An 18,018-nucleotide genomic window follows, 5' to 3' on the forward strand; every position below is an offset into this window, starting at 1 on the left:
CCCCGTCAGGCCGCCGCCTGGGCGGGCGTCGCCGCGGCCCGCCGCCCGGCCTCGTCGAACAGCAGCAGGTGGTGCGGGTCGAGGTGGACGCTCACCGCCGTGCCGGGCTCGAGCCGGCGCACGCCGGGCCGCTGCACGACGAAGCGGTGCTCCCCCGCCGCCACGTGGACGAAGCTCTCGGAGCCGGTGATCTCCGCCACCTCGACGCTGGCCGGGACCGTGATCGCCTCCGGCCCGAGCGGGTCGAGGGAGAGGTGATGGGCGCGGATGGCGAGCGTGTAGGGTCCGTCCGGCACCGCCGCGAGGGGGCCGGCGGCGCGGGCCTGCCCGCCCGTCGCGAGGGCGACGCGCCCGCCTGTCTTGGTCCCGGCGAGCGTGTTGAGGGGCGGGTCGGAGAAGACCCGCGCGGTGACGAGGTCGTCCGGCCGGCGATAGACCTCGGCCGTCGGGCCGAACTGCGTCACCCGGCCCTGGTGCAGCGTCGCGGTGTGGCCGCCGAGCAGCAGGGCCTCGGCCGGCTCGGTCGTCGCGTAGACGAAGATCGCCCCCGTCGCCGCGAAGATGCGCGGCAGCTCCTCCCGCAATTCCTCGCGCAGCTTGTAGTCGAGATTGGCCAGCGGCTCGTCCATCAGCACGAGGTCGGCCCGCTTGACCAGCGCCCGGGCGATGGCGGTGCGCTGCTGCTGGCCGCCCGACAGTTCCAGGGGCCGCCGCTGCAGGTAGGGGTCGAGCCGCAGCAGCCGCGCCGCCTCGCGCACCCGGGTCTCGATCTCCGCCCGCGGCAGCCGCGCCACCCGCAGCGGCGAGGCGATGTTCTCGAACACGGTCAGGGACGGGTAATTGATGAATTGCTGGTAGACCATCGCCACGTTGCGCCGCCGCACCGGCCAGCCGGTGACGTCCCGGCCCCCCGTGCGCACGCGGCCCTCGCTCGGGACGTCGAGCCCCGCCATCAGGCGCATCAGCGAGGTCTTGCCCGCCAGCGTCTGGCCGAGCAGCACGGTGAGCGAGCCCGCGGCGAGCGACAGGTCGACCGGGTGGAGGTGGGTCCGCGCCCCGATCCGCTTCGTCACGCCCTCCAGCACGAGGCCCATGGCGCCCTCCCTCAGGCCGCCGAGGACGCGGCCGCGTCCCCGCGCATGAACCCGTCGAGCGCCGCCGCCTCGGCCGGGCTGAGCCGCAGCCCGAGCTTCGAGCGCCGCCACAGCACGTCCTCGGCGCCGACCGCCCATTCCCGCCGCATCAGGTAACGCACCTCGCGCTCGGTCAGGTCGGCCCCGAAGACCCGGCCGAGATCGGCCGGGCCGCTGGCGCCCTGCAGGATCTCGCGCGCCTCGGTGCCGTAGGCCCGCACCAGCCGGGCGGCGTGGGCCGGGTCCAGGAAGGGGTACTCGCGCCGGATCGCCGCCGCCAGGGCCGCGTAGCCGGTCGCCGGGAAGTCGCCCCCGGGCAGCCGCGCCCGCGCCGTCCAGGCGGGCGCGCGGGCGGCGCCGAGGTGGTCGCGCAGCTGCTCCAGGGCCGCCTCGGCGAGGCGCCGGTAGGTCGTGATCTTGCCGCCGAAGACCGAGAGCAGGGGCGCGCGGTCCCCGCCCGCGTCGAGGGTCAGCACGTAGTCCCGCGTCGCCTCCTGGGCCTTGCCGGCGCCGTCGTCGTAGAGCGGGCGCACGCCCGAATAGGTCCAGACCACGTCCTGCGGCCGGATCGCCTCGCGAAAGTACTCGCTCGCGGCGGCGCACAGGTAGGCGATCTCCTCCTCGCTCGCCGCGACCGCGGCGGGGTCGCCCCGGTAGTCGCGATCGGTGGTGCCGATCAGGGTGAAGTCGCGCTCGTAGGGGATCGCGAAGACGATGCGCCCGTCCGGGTTCTGGAAGATGTAGGCGCGGTCGTGCCGGAAGAGCCGGCGCACCACGATGTGGCTGCCCTGGACGAGGCGCACCCCCGCCGCCGCGTTCGCCCGCACCACGCCGGTGAGCACCTCGGACACCCAGGGCCCGGCGGCGTTGACGAGGATGCGGGCCCGCACGGTCTCGCGCCGTCCCCCGGCCTCGACGGTCAGCTCCCAGTGCGCGGGCCCGCGCGCGGCCGCCACGACCCGGGTGCGGGTGCGGATCTCGGCCCCGCGGGCGGCCGCGTCGCGGGCGTTGAGCACGACGAGGCGCGCATCCTCGACCCAGCAATCCGAGTACTCGAAGGCCCGCCGGAACCCCGCCTTGAGGGGCGCGCCGGCCTCGTCGCGGGCGAGGTCGAGGCTGCGCGTGCCCGGCAGCAGCCTGCGGCCGCCGAGATGGTCGTAGAGGAACAGGCCGAGGCGCAAGAGCCAGGCCGGCCGCAGGCCGGGCAGGTGGGGCAGGACGAAGCGCAGCGGCCAGACGATGTGGGGGGCGCTGGCCCACAGCACCTCGCGCTCCATCAGCGCCTCGCGCACGAGGCGGAACTCGCGGTGCTCCAGGTAGCGGAGGCCGCCGTGGATCAGCTTGGTGGAGGCCGAGGAGGTGCCGCCGGCGAGGTCGCCCTGCTCGAACAGCACGACCGACGCGCCCCGTCCGGCCGCGTCGCGGGCGATGCCGGTGCCGTTGATGCCGCCGCCGATCACGGCGAGGTCGTAGAGGCCGGGCTGCTCGGGCCGCAGGCTCAAGGACGCCTCCCAGATTCAGGCCCGCCAGATTCGGGCTCGCGGGCCCTTTCGCTTCTCGCGCGAAACGAACCTAGGTGAGCCCGAAAGCGAAGACAAGCGGCGGGATGCGAAAGGCGATTGGTTTCGGATGGGCGGGCCGGCCGGGGCCCGGAGGCGCGGCGTCCCGCCCTGCCCATTCCCGCATCACGGCCCGCCCGACATTTCCGCAGCCCCACCTCTTGCGCTCGCCCCGGAGCATCGTATCGTTCGTACACGAACGACTTGCAGACATTCGGCGACGCGCCCGATAGTCGTGTCGACACCCGTCGATGCCGGAGATTCGTGTCATGAGCCTGCCCCCGCTCTCTCGCCGCGCCGTGGTCGGCGGGCTCGCCGCGGCCCCGTTCGGGCTGCGGGCCGCGCGGGCCGCCGAGGGCCCGATCCGCATCGGCGAGCTCAATTCCTACGGGCGCATGGCGGCCTTCGCGGGTCCCTACCGGAACGCGATGCTGCTCGCGCAGGACGCGATCAACCGGGCCGGCGGCATCAAGGCCCTCGGCGGACGCCCGATCGAGATGGTCTTCCGGGACGACGGCTCCACGCCGGGCGACGCCGTGCGGGTGGCCGAGGAGCTCCTCACCCGCGAGAACGTCGCCTTCCTGTGCGGCACCTTCCTGTCGAACGTGGGCCTCGCGGTGGCGGATTTCGCCAACCAGCGCAAGGTGATGTTCCTGGCCACCGAGCCCCTCACCGACGCGCTGACGATGGGCGGGGGCAACCGCTACACCTTCCGGGTCCGGCCCAGCACCTACATGCAGACGAAGATGCTCGTCGAGGCCGTGAAGGGGCGGGGCGTCAAGCGCTGGGCGATCGTCGCCCCGAACTACGAGTACGGCCAATCGGCCGCGGCGAATTTCAAGCGGCTGATGGGCGCGGCGGTGCCGGGCTTCGAGGTCGTGGGCGAGCAATATCCGGCCCTGGGCAAGATCGACGCCGGCGCGACGGTCGGGGCCCTGGCGCAGACGAGGGCGGACGGGCTGTTCAACGTGCTGTTCGCGGCCGACCTCACGGCCTTCGTGCGCGAGGGCAACACCCGCGGCCTGTTCGAGAAGCGGACCGTGGCGAGCCTGCTCACCGGCGAGCCCGAATACATGATCCCGCTCGGCGACGAGACGCCGGAGGGCTGGATCACCACGGGCTATCCGTGGGAGACCATCGCCACCCCCGGCCACCGGGAATTCGTGGCCGCCTACCGGGCCCGGTTCTCCGACACGCCGCGGCTCGGCTCGCTCCTCGGCTACGTCGTGGTCCACATGATCCGCGACCTCCTGGAGACGGCGAAGTCCACCGACACGGAGGCGCTGATCGCCGCCCTCGAGGGGCTGACCTCCGAGACCATCGCCGGGAAGGTCACGATGCGCGCCCTCGACCACCAATCGACGCTCGGCGCCTGGATCGGCGAGACGGCCCTCGACGGGCGCAAGGGCACGATGCGCAATGTCCGCTACGCGGACGGGGCGGATTACCTGTTTCCCGAGGCGGAGGTGAGGGCGGCCCGCAAGGCCTGACCCGGGATGCCGGACCCCCCTCCCGGCCGGGAGGAGGGGACACGATGAGCGACGCGAGCGCATGGACCCTTCCTTCCTCGTCCTGCAAGCCCTGTCCGGCCTCGCCAGCGCCGCGTCGCTGTTCGTGATCGCCTCGGGCCTGACCCTGGTCTTCGGCGTCACCCGCATCGTGAACTTCGCGCACGGCTCCTTCACGATGCTCGGGGCCTACCTGGCGGTCTCGCTCGTCCCGCGCCTCCTCGACCTGAGCTACACGCCCGCCTCCTTCTTCCTCGGCGTGCTGCTCGCGGCCCTCCTCGTCGGGCTGATCGGCGTCGCGGTGGAGGTGCTGCTGCTGCGCCGCCTCTACCGGGTGCCCGAACTGTTCCAGCTCCTCGCCACCTTCGGCGTGGTGCTGATCGTCGAGGATCTGGTGCTGGCGATCTGGGGGCCGGTCGACCTCGCCGGGCCGCGGGCGCCCTCCCTGCGCCACGGCGTCGAGATCCTGGGCCAGCGCTTCCCGGCCTACGACCTCGTGCTGATCGGGATCGGGCCGGCCCTGCTCGGGCTGCTCTGGCTCCTGATGCACCGCACCCGCTTCGGCATCCTGATCCGCGCCGCCACCCAGGACCGCGACATGGTCGGGGCGCTCGGCGTCAACCAGGCGCGGCTCTTCACCCTCACGCTGTTCCTCGGCGCGGCTCTGGCCGGGCTCGGCGGCGCGCTGCAGATCCCCCGCGTGCCGGCCAACGGCCACATGGACCTCGCGGTGATCACCGACGCCTTCGTGGTCACGGTGATCGGCGGCATGGGCTCGGTGCCGGGCGCCTTCCTCGCTGCCCTGCTGATCGGCGAATTGCAGGCCTTCGGCATCCTGCTCCTGCCCAAGGCCACCCTGGTCCTCGTCTTCGCCCTGATGGCAGTGGTGCTGGTGGTCAAGCCCTGGGGCCTGCTCGGCCGGCCCGAGATCGCCGCGTCGGGCCGCTTGCCCGAGGGCATCCTGCACCTGCGGCCCTTCCGCCCCGCCGAGGCGGCGCTGACCGGGCTCGCGGTCGCGGCCCTGCTGGCGGTCCCGCTCGTCGGCGACGCCTACCTCGTCAAGGTCGCGACCGAGATCCTGGTCTTCGCGCTCGCCGCCTTCTCGCTGCAATTCCTGGTCGGCGTCGGCGGCCTCGTCTCCTTCGGCCACGCCGCCTATTTCGGCCTCGGCGCCTACGCGGCCGGGCTCCTCGTCACCGGGCCGCTGCGGGCGCCGATGGAGCTCGCGCTCCTCGCCGCGCCGCTCGCGGGCGCGCTCGGGGCCGCCCTGTTCGGCTTCTTCATCGTCCGGCTGTCGGGGATCTACCTCGCCATGCTGACCCTGGCCTTCGCGCAGATCGTCTACGCGATCGGCTTCCAGTGGGTGGAGGTGACGGGGGGCGACAACGGCCTCGTCGGCGTCTGGCCCTCCGCCTGGGCCGCCGGCCGCACCACCTACTTCTACCTCGTGGCGGCCGCGACCCTCGCGTGCATCGCGGCGCTGCGCCGGATCGTCTTCGCGCCCTTCGGCTACGGCCTGCGGGCCGCCCGCGATTCCGCCACCCGCGCCGAGGCGATCGGGCTCGACACCCGCACGCATCGCTGGCTCGCCTTCACCCTGGCGGGCGGCGCGGCCGGCCTCGCCGGGGGGCTCTACGCCTTCCAGAAGGGCTCGATCGACCCGACCCTCGCGGCGATCCCGACCTCGATCGACTTCCTGGTCATGGTGCTGGTCGGCGGCATCCGCACCCTGATGGGTCCCCTGGTCGGGGCGGGCTTCTTCCACGCGCTCAAGGACGCGGTGATGCCGCTCGCGGCCTATTGGCGCCTGCTGCTCGGCCTCGCCATCATCGCCACCGTGCTGGCCCTGCCGCACGGCCTCGCCGGGGCGGCCGACCTCCTGCGCCGGCGCCGCCGGCCCGTCCCCGCGGAGGCGCGCGCGTGACCCTGCTCGCCGTCGACCGCCTGACCAAGTCCTTCGGCGGGGTCGCCGCCGCCCGGGACGTGTCCTTCACGCTGGCGGCGGGCGAGATGCTGGCGATCATCGGCCCGAACGGGGCGGGCAAATCCACCACCTTCAACATGGTGGGCGGGCAGCTGAGGCCCAATTCCGGCCGCGTGACCCTGGCGGGGCGGGACGTCACCGGCCTGCCGGCCCGGGCGATCGGGCGGGCCGGGGTCGGGCGCACCTTCCAGGTCGCCCAGACCTTCGTGTCGATGAGCGTCGCCGAGAACGTCCAGATGGCGCTCGTCGCGCATCGCGGCCGCAGCCGGGCGCTCTTCGCCGACGCGCGCCGCCTGTACCGGGACGACGCGCTCGCTCTCCTCGGCGAGGTCGGGCTCGGGGCGGAGGCCGACCGGCCGGTGGCCGAACTCGCCTACGGCGACGTGAAGCGGGTGGAGCTCGCGGTGGCGCTGGCCGCGCGGCCGAAGCTCCTGCTGATGGACGAGCCCACCGCCGGCATGGCGCCGCGCGAGCGCGGCGGCCTGATGGCCCTCACCGCCCGCCTCGCCCGCGGCCAGGGCATCGGGGTGCTCTACACCGAGCACGACATGGAGGCGGTGTTCGGCCATGCCGATCGGGTGCTGGTCCTGGTGCGCGGCGAGATCATCGCCGCCGGGCCGCCCGAGGCGGTGCGGGCCGACGCCCGGGTGCGCCAGGTCTATCTCGGCGAGGCGGGGAGTGCCGCGGCCCTGCGCGCCCGCCGGGAGGTGGCCTGATGGAGGCGCTCCTCGACGTGACCGGGCTTCGCGCCGCCTACGGGCAGGCAGAGGTGCTGTTCGGCGTGACGCTCAGCCTGCGCCGCGGCGAGGTGGCGGCGCTGATGGGGCGCAACGGGGCCGGGAAATCCACGACCCTCAAGGCGATCATGGGGCTCCTGGTGCCGACGGCAGGCCGCGTCGCCTTCGAGGGCCGCGCCGTGACCGGCTGGGAGCCCTTCCGCATCGCCCGCCTCGGCCTCGGCTACGTGCCGGAGGAGCGGCGCATCTTCACGGATCTCTCGGTCGAGGAGAACCTGGAGGTCGGCCGCAAGGGCCCGACCGACGGGCGGGCGCCCTGGACCCTGGAGCGCCTGTTCGCGATCTTCCCCAACCTCGCCGAGATGCGCCGCCGCCGGGCCTCGGCCATGTCGGGGGGCGAGCAGCAGATGCTCACCATCGCCCGCACCCTGATGGGCAACCCGCACGCGGTCCTCCTCGACGAGCCCTCCGAGGGGCTGGCGCCGGTCATCGTCGAGCAGATGGCCGAGGCGGTGCTGCGCATGAAGCGGGAGGGGCTGGCGGTGCTGCTCTCCGAGCAGAACCTGACCTTCGCGGCGGCGGTCTGCGACCGGGCCTTCGTGATCGAGAAGGGCGCGGTCCGCTTCGAGGGCGCGATGGCCGAGCTGGAGGCGAACGAGGCGGTGCGGGACGCGTACCTGACGGTGTGAGGCGGGGAAGGCGGGGCGGGACCGCGCGGCGGGACCGTTCGTAGACGAACGATCGGGGTTGCGGGATGGCCGGTCACGGAACGGGAACGGGATGCGCGACGGGCCGACGGGGCCGCGCGGGCGGAGCCGCCCGATGAGGCGCGTCGCCGGCATCGATGTCGGGGGCACCTTCACGGACCTCCTCCTCACCGAGACCGGGCCGGACGGGACCCTGCGGGTGCGGCTCGCCAAGGTGCCGACCACGGCGCGCAACCAGGCCGAGGGCGTGCTCGCCGCGATCGCGGCGGCCGGGACCGCGCCCGCCGCCCTCGACCTCGTCATCCACGGCACCACCGCCACCACCAACGCGGTGCTGGAGCGCAAGACCGCCCGGGTCGGGCTCGTCACCACGGCGGGGTTCCGGGACGTGCTCGAACTCGGCCGCCGCACCCGGCCGAAGCCCTACGGTCTGTTCGGCACCTTCGAGCCGCTGATCCCCCGCGAGCTGCGCCGCGAGGTGCCCGAGCGCATGCGGGCGGACGGGCAGGTGCACATCCCCCTCGACGAGGCGGCCGTGGAGGCGGCCGTGCGGGCGCTCCTGGCCGAGGGCTGCGAGGCCCTCGTCATCCACTTCCTGCACGCCTACGCCAACCCGGCCCACGAGCGGCGGGCGGGCGAGATCGCCCGGGCGCTGTGGCCCAACCCCTACGTCACCCTCGGCCACGCGCTCCTGTCGGAGTTCCGCGAGTACGAGCGCGGCACCACCGCGGCGGTCAACGCCGCCGTGCAGCCGATCCTCGACCGCTACCTGCGCCGCCTGCAGGACGAACTCGGGGCGGGGGGCTTCGCCCGCGACCTCCTCGTGATGAACGGCAACGGCGGCACGGTGCCGGCCGCCCGGGTGGTCGAGGCGGCCGCCAAGACCGTGATGTCGGGCCCGGCCTCCGGCGTGATGGCCGCCGCCGCGACGCTCGCGCAGGCGGGCCTGTCGAACGCCGTCACGTACGACATGGGCGGCACCTCGACCGACGTCGCCCTGATCGCCGGCGGCGTGCCGGAAGTCTCGGCGGAACTGACCCTCGCCTACGGCCTGCCCATCCACCTGCCGATGGTGGACGTGCACACGGTCGGGGCCGGCGGCGGCTCGATCGCCGCGGTGAACCGGGCCGGGATGCTGCAGGTCGGCCCCGAGAGCGCCGGCTCCGAGCCCGGCCCGGTCGGCTACGGGCGCGGCGGCGCGCGGCCCACGGTGACGGACGCCAACCTCGTGCTCGGCCGCCTCGACCCCGAGGGGCTCACCGCCGTGCGGGAGCGCGTTCCCCTCGGGGCGATCCGCGACGCCTTCGCGCGCGACCTCGCCCGCCCCCTCGGCCTCTCCGTCGAGGAGGCGGCCGCGGCGGTGATCCGGCTCGGCAACGTCCACATGGCGGGGGCGATCCGGATGGTCTCCCTCGCCCGCGGCTACGACCCGCGCGACTTCGTGCTCTTCGCCTTCGGGGGGGCCGGGCCGCTCCACGCGGTGGCGCTGGCGCGCGAACTCGGCATCCCGGAGGTGCTGGTGCCGGCCCGCCCCGGCCTCACCAACGCCCTCGGCTGCCTGGTGGCGGACCTGCGCCAGGACCGGGTCAACACCCTCAACCGCCCCCTCGACGGCCTCGCCATGGACGAGGTCCGCGCCGTGCTGGCCGCGCAGGAGGCGCAGGCGCGCGCGCTGATCGAGGCCGAGCGGGCCGAGATCGAGGCGGTCACGGTGACCTACGGCGCCGACATGCAGTTCCGCGGCCAGACCCACCTGATCCGGGTCGCGCTGCCGCGGCCCGACCTCGGCCGCGCGGCGCTGCAGGAGCTGTTCGAGGCCGCCTATTTCCGGCGCTTCCAGGTCCGGCTGCCGGAGATCCGCGCCGTCCTCGTCAACCTCGTCACCTCGGTGATCGGCCGCCGCCGCGCCTTCCCGCTCGGGAGCCTGCTCGATCCCGCCGCGCGCACCGACCTCGCGGGGGCCCGGCTCGGGACCCGGCCCCTCCACGCCGAGGGGCGCTGGCACGAGGCCGCCATCTACGCCCGCGAGCGCCTGCCCGAGGGCGCGCGCATCGCCGGTCCGGCCGTCATCCAGCAGGTCGACGCCACCACGGTGATCGAGCCCGGCGCGCACGCGACCGTCGACGCCATCGGCAACCTGAGGATCCGCGCATGAGCGCCCTCGACCCCCTCACCCTGGCGGTGATCCAGGCGGGATTGCAGCAGGTCTGCAACGAGATGGACATCGCCTTCTCGCGCTCGGCCTTCTCGCCGGTGATCGCGGAGGCCGACGACCGCTCGGACGGCATCTACGACCGCGACACCGGCGCGCTCATCGCCCAGGGCGAGTACGGGCTGCCGGTCTTCGTCGGCACGATGCAGCACTCGACCGGCGAGCTGATCCGGCTGATCCGCGAGGGCCGGGCCGGCGCCCCGGAGCCCGGCGACGTCTACATCGTCAACGACCCCTACCTGGGCGGCACGCACCTGATGGACGTGCGCTTCGTGCGCCCGGTCTTCGTCGAGGGCGAGCTGTTCTGCTGGCTCCAGAATACCGGCCACTGGCCGGATATCGGCGGCATGGTGCCGGGCGGCTTCTCGGCCCACGCCACCGAGGTCGAGCAGGAGGGGCTGCGCCTGCCCCCGGTCAAGCTGTTCAAGCGCGGCGCGATGGATCCGGAGATCTTCTCCATCATCACCTCGAACATCCGCGTCGCGGACCAGCGGATCGGCGACATCCGGGCCCAGGCCGCGTCCCTCGCGGTCGGCGAGGCCCGGCTGCGGGAGCTCCTGGAGAAGGTCGGCCGCGCCACCCTCGACGCGGCGATCCGCGAGATCCGCATCCGCTCGGCCGAGCGGATGCGGGCCGAGATCCGCCGCATCCCGGACGGCACCTACGCCAGCGAGGCCTTCGTCGATTCGGACGGGGTGGTGGACGCGCCTTTGCGCATCGCCCTCACGCTGACCAAGCGGGACGACACCCTGCACTTCGACTTCTCCGGCTCCTCGCCGCCGTGCCGGGGGCCGATGAACTCGGTCCTGGCGACCACCGTCTCGTCGGTCTACCTCGCGGTGAAGCACGTCTTCCCGGACGTGCCGATCAATGCCGGCACCTTCGAGCCCCTGGTGATCCGCCGGCCCGAGGGGACCTTCCTGGATGCCCGCTACCCGCGCCCGGTCTCGGGCTGCGCCGCGGAGGTGAGCCAGCGCATCGCGGAAGCCGTGTTCCTGGCCCTGGTCCAGGCGATCCCCGACCGGGTGACGGCGGCGCCGGCCGGCACCTCGGGCAATTTCGCCCTCGGCGGCTTCGACCCGCAGAAGCAATCCCCCTACGTCATGTACCAGATCACCGGCGGCGGCTACGGCGGCAATGCCGCGCATGACGGGCTGTCGAACGGCTGCTCGACCATCGGCATCTCGAAGACCGCGCCCGTCGAGGTGATGGAGCAGTATTACCCGGTGCTGTTCCGCCGCTTCGCGCTGCGGGAGGGCTCGGGCGGGGCCGGCGCGCACAGGGGCGGCTTCGGCGTGCATTACGAGGTCGAATTGCTGCGCGGGGAGGCGCGGGCCTCCTTCGTGATGGATCACGGCCGCTTCGGCCCGCCCGGGGTGCGCGGCGGCGGCGACGGGGCGCCGAACGTGGTGCGCATCCACCGCGACGGGGAGACCTTCACGCCGGCCCACCTGTCGAAGGACCAGAACATCGCCATCCGGGCCGGCGACCGGGTCGAGATCATGACCCCCGGGGGAGGGGGCTACGGCGATCCGCGGGAGCGCGATCCGGCCCTGATCGCGCGGGACGTGCGGCGCGGCTACTACACGGCCGAGGAGGCCGAGGCGCTGTGGGGGAGGCGGGAATGAGGGCGGGATCTCCGATGCGCGGCATTCCGGTCTCCCGCCCGCCGGCCGCGGAGGCCGCCTGATGCGCTACTTCCGCCCCACCACCCTCGCGGAGGCCCTGGCGATCCGCCGCGCGCAGGCCGTCACGGTTCTGGCCGGCGGCACCGACCTCTACCCGGCCGCCGCCTCCCGGCGGGCCTGGGGCGACCCCGCGCAGCCCGACATCCTCGACATCTCCGCCATCCCCGAACTGCGCGGCATCGCCGAGGAGGGCGGCCACTGGCGCATCGGGGCGCTCGCGACCTGGACCGACCTGATCCGCGCCGACCTGCCGCCCCTCCTCGACGGGCTCAAGCGGGCGGGCCGGGCGGTCGGAGGGGTGCAGATCCAGAACCGGGGCACCCTCGTCGGCAATGCCTGCACGGCCTCGCCGGCGGGGGACGGCATCCCGAACCTGCTCGCCCTCGACGCGGTCTTCGAGGTCTCCGGCCGGGACGTCCCGGCGCGGGATTTCTTCACCGGCTACCGGACCAATGCGGTCGGGCCGCAGGACCTCGTCACGGCGATCCGCATCCCGAAGCGCGCCGGGCGCGGCCATTTCGAGAAGCTCGGGGCGCGGCGCTACCTCGTGATCTCCATCGCCATGGCGGCCCTCGCGGTCGAGACCGGGCCGGACGGGCGCGTCCGGGAGGCCCGGATCGCGGTCGGCGCCTGCGGGCCGGTGGCGCGCCGCCTCACCGCCCTCGAGGCCGATCTGCGCGGGGTGCCCCTGGCGGCGGCGCCCGGCCTCGTCGCCGCCCATCACCTCGCGGATCTCGCGCCGATCGACGACGTGCGGGCGAGCGCCGCCTACCGGCGCGCCGCCGCCCGTGCCCTGGTGGCGGACGGCCTCTCCGCCCTGATCGAGACCGACCGGAGGGCTGCCTGATGCGCGTCACGCTCCTCGTCAACGGCGTCTCCCACGTCGTCGAGGCGCCGCCCCTGGCGACCCTCGCCGACACGCTGCGCGAGCGCCTGCACCTCACCGGCACCAAGATCGGCTGCGAGGCCGGCGATTGCGGCACCTGCACGGTGCTCCTCGACGGCGAGCAGGTCTGCGCCTGCCTGGTGCCGATCGCCCAGGCCGAGGGCCGCGCCGTGACCACCATCGAGGGCCGCGACCCCGAGGGCTGGATCGACCGGCTGCGCGAGGCCTTCCTGGCCCGCGGGGCGGCGCAATGCGGGATCTGCACCCCGGCCATGATCCTCGCGGCCGCGGACGGCCTGCGGCGCCAGCCGCGGCCGGACCGGCGCGCGATCGAGGACGCGATCGGCGGCGTGCTCTGCCGCTGCACCGGCTACGCGGCGATCGTCGAGGCGATCATGGACGTGGCCCGCGGCGGCGGCGCCGCCGCGCCCGCGCCGGAACCCGGCGCCGCGGTCGGAACCCGGATGGCGCGCGTCGACGGCCGGCCGAAGGTCGAGGGCACCGACCTGTTCGGCGCCGACCACCAGCCCGAGGGCGCGCTCTGGCTGCGCCTCGTGCGCGCGCCGCACGCCGCCGCCCGCTTCACCCTCGGGGAGCTCGCCCCCGTCCTCGCCCGGCATCCGGGCCTCGCCCGCATCCTCACCGCCCGCGACATCCCGGGCGAGAATTCCTTCGGGGTCTTCCCCCACATCAAGGACCAGCCGGTCCTGGCGGACGGCCTCGTGCGGATGCGCGGCGATCCGGTCGCGGCGCTGGTCGGCAGCCGCGAGGCCGTCGAGGGCTTCCCCGATTCCGACCTTCCGATCGCCTACGCGCTGCTCCCGGCCCTCTCCGGCACCGCGGCGGCGCTCGCCCCCGGCGCCCCGTCCCTGCACGCTTGCGTCCCCGACAACGTGCTCACCCACGGCAGGCTGACCCGCGGCGACGTCGAGGCCGGCCACGCCGAGGCCGCCGCCACCGCCTCGGGCAGCTTCGAGACCGCCTTCGTCGAGCACGCCTACCTGGAGCCCGAGGCCGGCTTCGCGCGCCGGGTCGGCGAGCGCATCGAGGTGACCGCCTGCACCCAGGCCCCGGTGATGGACCAGGAGGACGTCGCCCGCGTCCTCGGCCTGCCCGCGGCCGCGGTGCGGATCGTGCCCACCGCCTGCGGCGGCGGCTTCGGCGGCAAGCTCGACGTCTCGCTGCAGCCGATCCTGGCGGTCGCGGCCTGGCTGACCGGGCGCCCGGTGCGGATGGTCTTCACGCGCACCGAGAGCATGGCCGCGACCACCAAGCGCCATCCGGCGACGATCCGCGCCCGGCTCTCGGCGGATGCGCGGGGGCGCTTCACCGCCTTCGAGCTCGACGCCGATTTCAACACCGGCGCCTACGCCTCCTGGGGGCCGACGGTCGCCAACCGGGTGCCGGTCCACGCGCCCGGCCCCTACCGGGTGGCGCATGTCCGCAACCGCACCCGGGCCGTCTACACCAACGACACCCCGGCCGGCGCCTTCCGGGGCTTCGGCGTGCCCCAGGCCACGATCGCGGCCGAGACGCTGATCGACGACCTCGCCCGGGATCTCGGGATCGACCGCTGGACCATCCGGCGCCGCAACGCCCTCGACCACGGCGACGCGACGGCGTCCGGGCAGGTGCTGCACGCCTCGGCCGGCCTGCCGCAATGCCTCGATGCCCTGCGCGACGATTTCTTCCGGCTCGTCGCCGAGGCCGAGGCCGCCAATGCCGGGGGCGGCCGGATCCGGCGCGGGGTCGGGCTCGCCTGCATGTGGTACGGCTGCGGCAACACCTCGATGTCGAATCCGTCGCGGATGCGCATCGCGCTCGGGCCGGACGGCGCGCTCACCCTCCTCAACGGCGCCGTCGATATCGGGCAGGGCTCCTCCACGGTGCTGCTCCAGATCGCCGCCGACGCGCTCGGGCTGCCGCCGGACCGCTTCCGCCAAGTGGTCGGCGACACGGACCTGACCTACGACGCGGGGAAGACCTCGGCCTCCCGCCAGACCTTCGTGTCGGGCAACGCGGCGCGGCGCGCCGGGGAGGATCTGCGGCGGCGCATCCTGGCGCTCGCCAATGCGGGGCCGGCGGCGCGGCTCTCCCTCGACGGGGCCTGGCTCACCATCGCGGACGGGCCGGCGAGCCGCCGCATCGACCTCGCGCGCCTGACCCCCGACGCCACCGGCGCGGTGCTGGCCGGCGAGGGCTGGTACGACCCGCCGACCACGGCGCTCGACGCCGAGGGCCAGGGCATCCCCTACGCCACCTACGGCTTCGCCGCGCAGCTCGCGGAGGTCGCGGTCGACACGGTGCTGGCCACCGTGCGGGTGAGCCGGATCATCGCCGCGCACGATGTCGGGCGGGCGATCAACCCGACCCTGGTCGAGGGCCAGATCCACGGCGGCATCGCGCAGGGCCTCGGCCTCGCCCTGATGGAGGAGTTCATCCCCGGCCGCACCGAGAACCTGCACGACTACCTGATCCCGACCGTCGGCGACGTGCCGGAGATCGCGGTGCGGATCATCGAGGATCCCGACCCGGAAGGCCCCTACGGCGCCAAGGGTGTCGGCGAGCCGGCCCTGGTGGCGACCGCGCCCGCGATCCTGTCGGCCATCCGCCACGCCACCGGGGCGCGGCTCACCCGGGTGCCGGTGCTGCCGCACCGGCTGCACGCGGCGCTCAACCGGAGGGAGGCGGCGGAATGAGACTCGCAGGCGCGCCCGCGCCGTCCGGACCCCGGCCGCACCGCGCCCGGAGCCGGCCATGAGCGCCGATCCCCTCTCCCCGGACGCCCGCGCGAACAAGTTCGGCGCCGCCGAGGGCGACGGCATCGTGCGCTGCGATGCCTGCCCGGTGCTGTGCCGGATCCGGCCCGGGCGCGCCGGCGCCTGCGCGCGCTACGCCAACCGCGACGGGCGGCTCGTGCGCACCGACCCGGTCGTGCTCCTGCACGACACCGTCGAGGCGGGCGGCCGGCTGGTGCCGTTCGGGGCCGCCGCCTGGGACGGGCACGGGGCCGATCCGGCCCGAACCTTCGTGACCGGGATCGGCGCGGGCACGACCTATCCGGACTACAAGCCCGCCCCCTTCATCGTCGCGAGCGAGCACGAGGGCGTCGAGACCGTCACGGTCGTGACCGAGGGCATCTTCAGCTATTGCGGCGTGAAGGTGAAGATCGACACCGACCGCCATCTCGGGCCCGAGCGCGCCGCGGTCCGGGCCGGCGCCGAGGAGGTCGGCCACGTCACCACCGCCGAGTACGGCTCGCAGATGCTCTCGATCGGGGGCGTGCGCCACCTGACCGGCGGCTCCAAGAAGGAGGGGCAGGTCACCTGCGAGACGCTGCTCGCCCTCTGCTCCGGCGCGCCGGCGACGCTCGCCATCGACGGGGGCCACGCGGTCGTGGTCCAGGCCGGCCGCGCGCCGATCGTCGACGGCGTGCCGGAGCGCCGCATGCGGGTCGGCTGCGGCTCGGCCACGGTCGGCATCTTCGCCCGCCAGTGGCTCGGCCACGCCGACGAGGTCATCGTCGTGGACGACCACATCACCGGGGTCCTGACCGAGCATCAGGCCGGCAAGGTGCTGGGCATGCGCCCCGCGGGGATCCGCGTGCGGGGCCGGCGCTCGACGCCGGGGCGCTACTTCCAGGTGGCGAATCCCGGCACCGGCTGGGGCGGCACCGACATCGCCGACCCACTCGCCATCATCCAGGCGATCGATCCGGCCGTGGCCTGGCCGGGCCTGCGGCTGCTGATGACCTCGACCACCGGCGAGCACGCCCTCTGGCTCGTCCTCGACGAGCGCCTCACCCCGGTCCCGGCCGAGATGCCGCCGGCGATCCGCGCGGTGGTCGCGCGCATCGGCGAGAATTGCGAGCCCTCCCTCTGCACGGTGCTGTTCGTGGCCGGCGCGGGCGGGTCCCTGCGGGCGGGGGTGACCGAGAACCCGGTGCGCCTCACCCGCTCGGTCGCCTCGGGCGAGACCCGCGTGACCATGGGCGGCGCGCCGGTCACGGTCTGGCCGGGCGGGGGCATCACCGTGATGGCGGACGTCACGCGCCTGCCCGGCAACGCCTTCGGCGCCGTGCCGACGCCCGCGCTCGTCGCCCCGATCGAGTTCACCCTGCCGCGCGCCCTCTACGCCGATCTCGGCGGCCACCTGGGCGAGGTCGTCGCCATGGCGGACCTCCTGCGGGAGGTGGGGCCGGGCGCCCGCCACGAGGCGTGGCGGCCGGACAATCCCTGGCCCGCCCGCCCCGCCGCGAAGGGAGGGGGGCCGTGAGCGAGCCCCGGCGCCGCGAGGGGCTGCGCGTCGACCCGGAGGCGGTGCGGATCTACCGGCTCGAGGAGCAGATCGGCTACCTGATCCGCCGGGCGCACCAGCGCGCCTCGGCGATCTTCGAGAGCGTGATGCGCGACTTCGACGTGACGCCGGTGCAGTTCGCCGCCCTGGCGAAGCTCCACGACCTCGGGCCGACCTCGCAGAACCAGCTCGGGCGGCAGGTCGGCATCGATCCGGCGACGATGAACGGGGTGGCCCGCCGGCTCGCCGCCCGCGGCCTCCTGCGGCCCTCCCCCGACCCGGACGATGCCCGCCTCGTGCGCCTCGCCCTGACGGCGGAGGGGCGCGGCGTGGTCGAGGCCATGAAGAACCGGGGCGCCGAGGTCACGGCCCGCACCCTCGATCCCCTGACCCAGGCGGAGGCGAAGGATCTCACCCGCCTCCTCGCCAAGCTCGGCTGAGCGCCGTGGAGGGGCCGCGCGTCCAGGCGCTGCCCGGCGGGCGGGTCCACCTCCAGCACGGGCCGATCGACGTGGTGCTGCGGGCCCACGGCGCCGAGGCGGCGGTGCGGGAGGCCTACCGGGCGGCGGCGGCGCGCTTCGCGCCGCTGCTCGGCGAACTCGTCGCCGAATTGCCGGCCCTGCGCCGGCCGATGCGCGCGCGGCCGCGCGTCGAGGGGGCGGTGGCGCGCCGCATGGTGGCGGCCTGCCGCCCGCACCGGGAGTTCCTCACCCCCATGGCGGCCGTGGCCGGGGCGGTGGCGGACGAACTCCTCGCCGCCATGCTGGCCGCGGCGCCCCTCGCCAAGGCCTTCGTCAACGACGGCGGCGACATCGCCCTCCACCTCGCCGAGGGCGAATCGATCGCGGTGGGCGTGGCGGGGGATTTCTCCCGCGGCCCGGTGCCGGCGCTGAACGGCCGGGTGCGGCTCTCGCACGCGGACGGGATCGGGGGGCTCGCGACCTCCGGGCGGCAGGGCCGCTCCTTCTCGCGCGGCATCGCCGATTCGGTGACGGTCCTCGCCCGCGACGCGGCCGCGGCGGACGCGGCCGCGACGCTCATCGCCAACGCGGTCGACCTCAAGGGCCATCCCGGCATCCGCCGCGCGCCGGCCGACAGCCTCGATCCCGATTCGGATCTCGGCGCGCGGCTCGTCACGGTGGGGGTCGATCCGCTGCCGCCCGAGGCGGTGGCGGCGGCGCTGGAGGCGGGCCGCGCCCGCGCCGCCGCGATGCGCGCCGCCGGCCTGATCCGCGACGCCGCCCTGATGCTGCAGGGGCGGAGCGTCGTCCTCGGCGGGATCGGGCGGATCGGCGCGGGCGCCTGAGC

General features: G+C 74.8%; 13 protein-coding genes. 11 read left to right on the forward strand and 2 right to left on the reverse strand.

What is annotated here, in order from left to right; translation table 11 throughout:
* Positions 1 to 5 precede the first annotated feature (5 nt).
* Both M446_RS09320 and glpD read right to left on the reverse strand, forming a co-directional pair.
* Positions 6 to 1,094 (reverse strand): ABC transporter ATP-binding protein, encoded by a 1,089-nt coding sequence (locus M446_RS09320; protein ID WP_012331848.1) that lies wholly within the window; start codon positions 1,092 to 1,094, stop codon positions 6 to 8.
* A gap of 11 nt (positions 1,095 to 1,105) precedes the next feature.
* On the reverse strand, positions 1,106 to 2,635 hold the full coding sequence (gene glpD / locus M446_RS09325) for a glycerol-3-phosphate dehydrogenase (protein ID WP_012331849.1): 1,530 nt from the start codon (positions 2,633 to 2,635) through the stop codon (positions 1,106 to 1,108).
* Between the two features lie 326 nt (positions 2,636 to 2,961).
* Between glpD and M446_RS09330 the strand changes: the two genes are divergently transcribed.
* The 11 genes from M446_RS09330 (at position 2,962) to M446_RS09380 (ending at position 18,016) form a co-directional block, all read left to right on the forward strand.
* Positions 2,962 to 4,182: an ABC transporter substrate-binding protein gene (locus tag M446_RS09330; RefSeq protein ID WP_012331850.1), complete on the forward strand. Its 1,221-nt coding sequence runs from the start codon at positions 2,962 to 2,964 to the stop codon at positions 4,180 to 4,182.
* Positions 4,183 to 4,243: 61 nt separating this feature from the next.
* Positions 4,244 to 6,124, forward strand: a complete 1,881-nt coding sequence (locus M446_RS09335) for an ABC transporter permease (RefSeq protein WP_012331851.1) — start codon at positions 4,244 to 4,246, stop codon at positions 6,122 to 6,124.
* The gene (locus M446_RS09340) at positions 6,121 to 6,900 is read left to right on the forward strand and encodes an ABC transporter ATP-binding protein (protein WP_012331852.1); all 780 of its coding nucleotides are present in this window, start codon (positions 6,121 to 6,123) and stop codon (positions 6,898 to 6,900) included. The genes M446_RS09335 and M446_RS09340 overlap by 4 nt, the downstream gene beginning before the upstream one ends.
* Positions 6,900 to 7,610 (forward strand): ABC transporter ATP-binding protein, encoded by a 711-nt coding sequence (locus M446_RS09345; RefSeq protein ID WP_012331853.1) that lies wholly within the window; start codon positions 6,900 to 6,902, stop codon positions 7,608 to 7,610. Before M446_RS09340 ends, M446_RS09345 begins: the two co-directional genes overlap by 1 nt.
* A 91-nt stretch (positions 7,611 to 7,701) precedes the next feature.
* The gene (locus tag M446_RS09350; protein WP_012331854.1) at positions 7,702 to 9,783 is read left to right on the forward strand and encodes a hydantoinase/oxoprolinase family protein; all 2,082 of its coding nucleotides are present in this window, start codon (positions 7,702 to 7,704) and stop codon (positions 9,781 to 9,783) included.
* Positions 9,780 to 11,468, forward strand: a complete 1,689-nt coding sequence (locus M446_RS09355; protein WP_012331855.1) for a hydantoinase B/oxoprolinase family protein — start codon at positions 9,780 to 9,782, stop codon at positions 11,466 to 11,468. Before M446_RS09350 ends, M446_RS09355 begins: the two co-directional genes overlap by 4 nt.
* Before the next feature lie 61 nt (positions 11,469 to 11,529).
* Positions 11,530 to 12,375: an FAD binding domain-containing protein gene (locus tag M446_RS09360; protein WP_012331856.1), complete on the forward strand. Its 846-nt coding sequence runs from the start codon at positions 11,530 to 11,532 to the stop codon at positions 12,373 to 12,375.
* Complete coding sequence (locus M446_RS09365) at positions 12,375 to 15,113, forward strand: molybdopterin-dependent oxidoreductase (RefSeq protein WP_012331857.1); 2,739 nt, start codon at positions 12,375 to 12,377, stop codon at positions 15,111 to 15,113. The genes M446_RS09360 and M446_RS09365 overlap by 1 nt, the downstream gene beginning before the upstream one ends.
* Before the next feature lie 58 nt (positions 15,114 to 15,171).
* Positions 15,172 to 16,689, forward strand: a complete 1,518-nt coding sequence (locus M446_RS09370; protein WP_012331858.1) for a hypothetical protein — start codon at positions 15,172 to 15,174, stop codon at positions 16,687 to 16,689.
* Positions 16,686 to 17,150 carry a MarR family winged helix-turn-helix transcriptional regulator gene (locus M446_RS09375; protein ID WP_012331859.1) on the forward strand — a complete coding sequence of 155 codons (465 nt, stop codon included), beginning with the start codon at positions 16,686 to 16,688 and terminating at the stop codon, positions 17,148 to 17,150. Before M446_RS09370 ends, M446_RS09375 begins: the two co-directional genes overlap by 4 nt.
* A gap of 5 nt (positions 17,151 to 17,155) precedes the next feature.
* Positions 17,156 to 18,016 (forward strand): hypothetical protein, encoded by an 861-nt coding sequence (locus M446_RS09380; RefSeq protein ID WP_012331860.1) that lies wholly within the window; start codon positions 17,156 to 17,158, stop codon positions 18,014 to 18,016.
* The last annotated feature ends 2 nt before the right edge of the window (positions 18,017 to 18,018 follow it).

The organism is Methylobacterium sp. 4-46 (genome assembly GCF_000019365.1).
Lineage (GTDB): Bacteria > Pseudomonadota > Alphaproteobacteria > Rhizobiales > Beijerinckiaceae > Methylobacterium.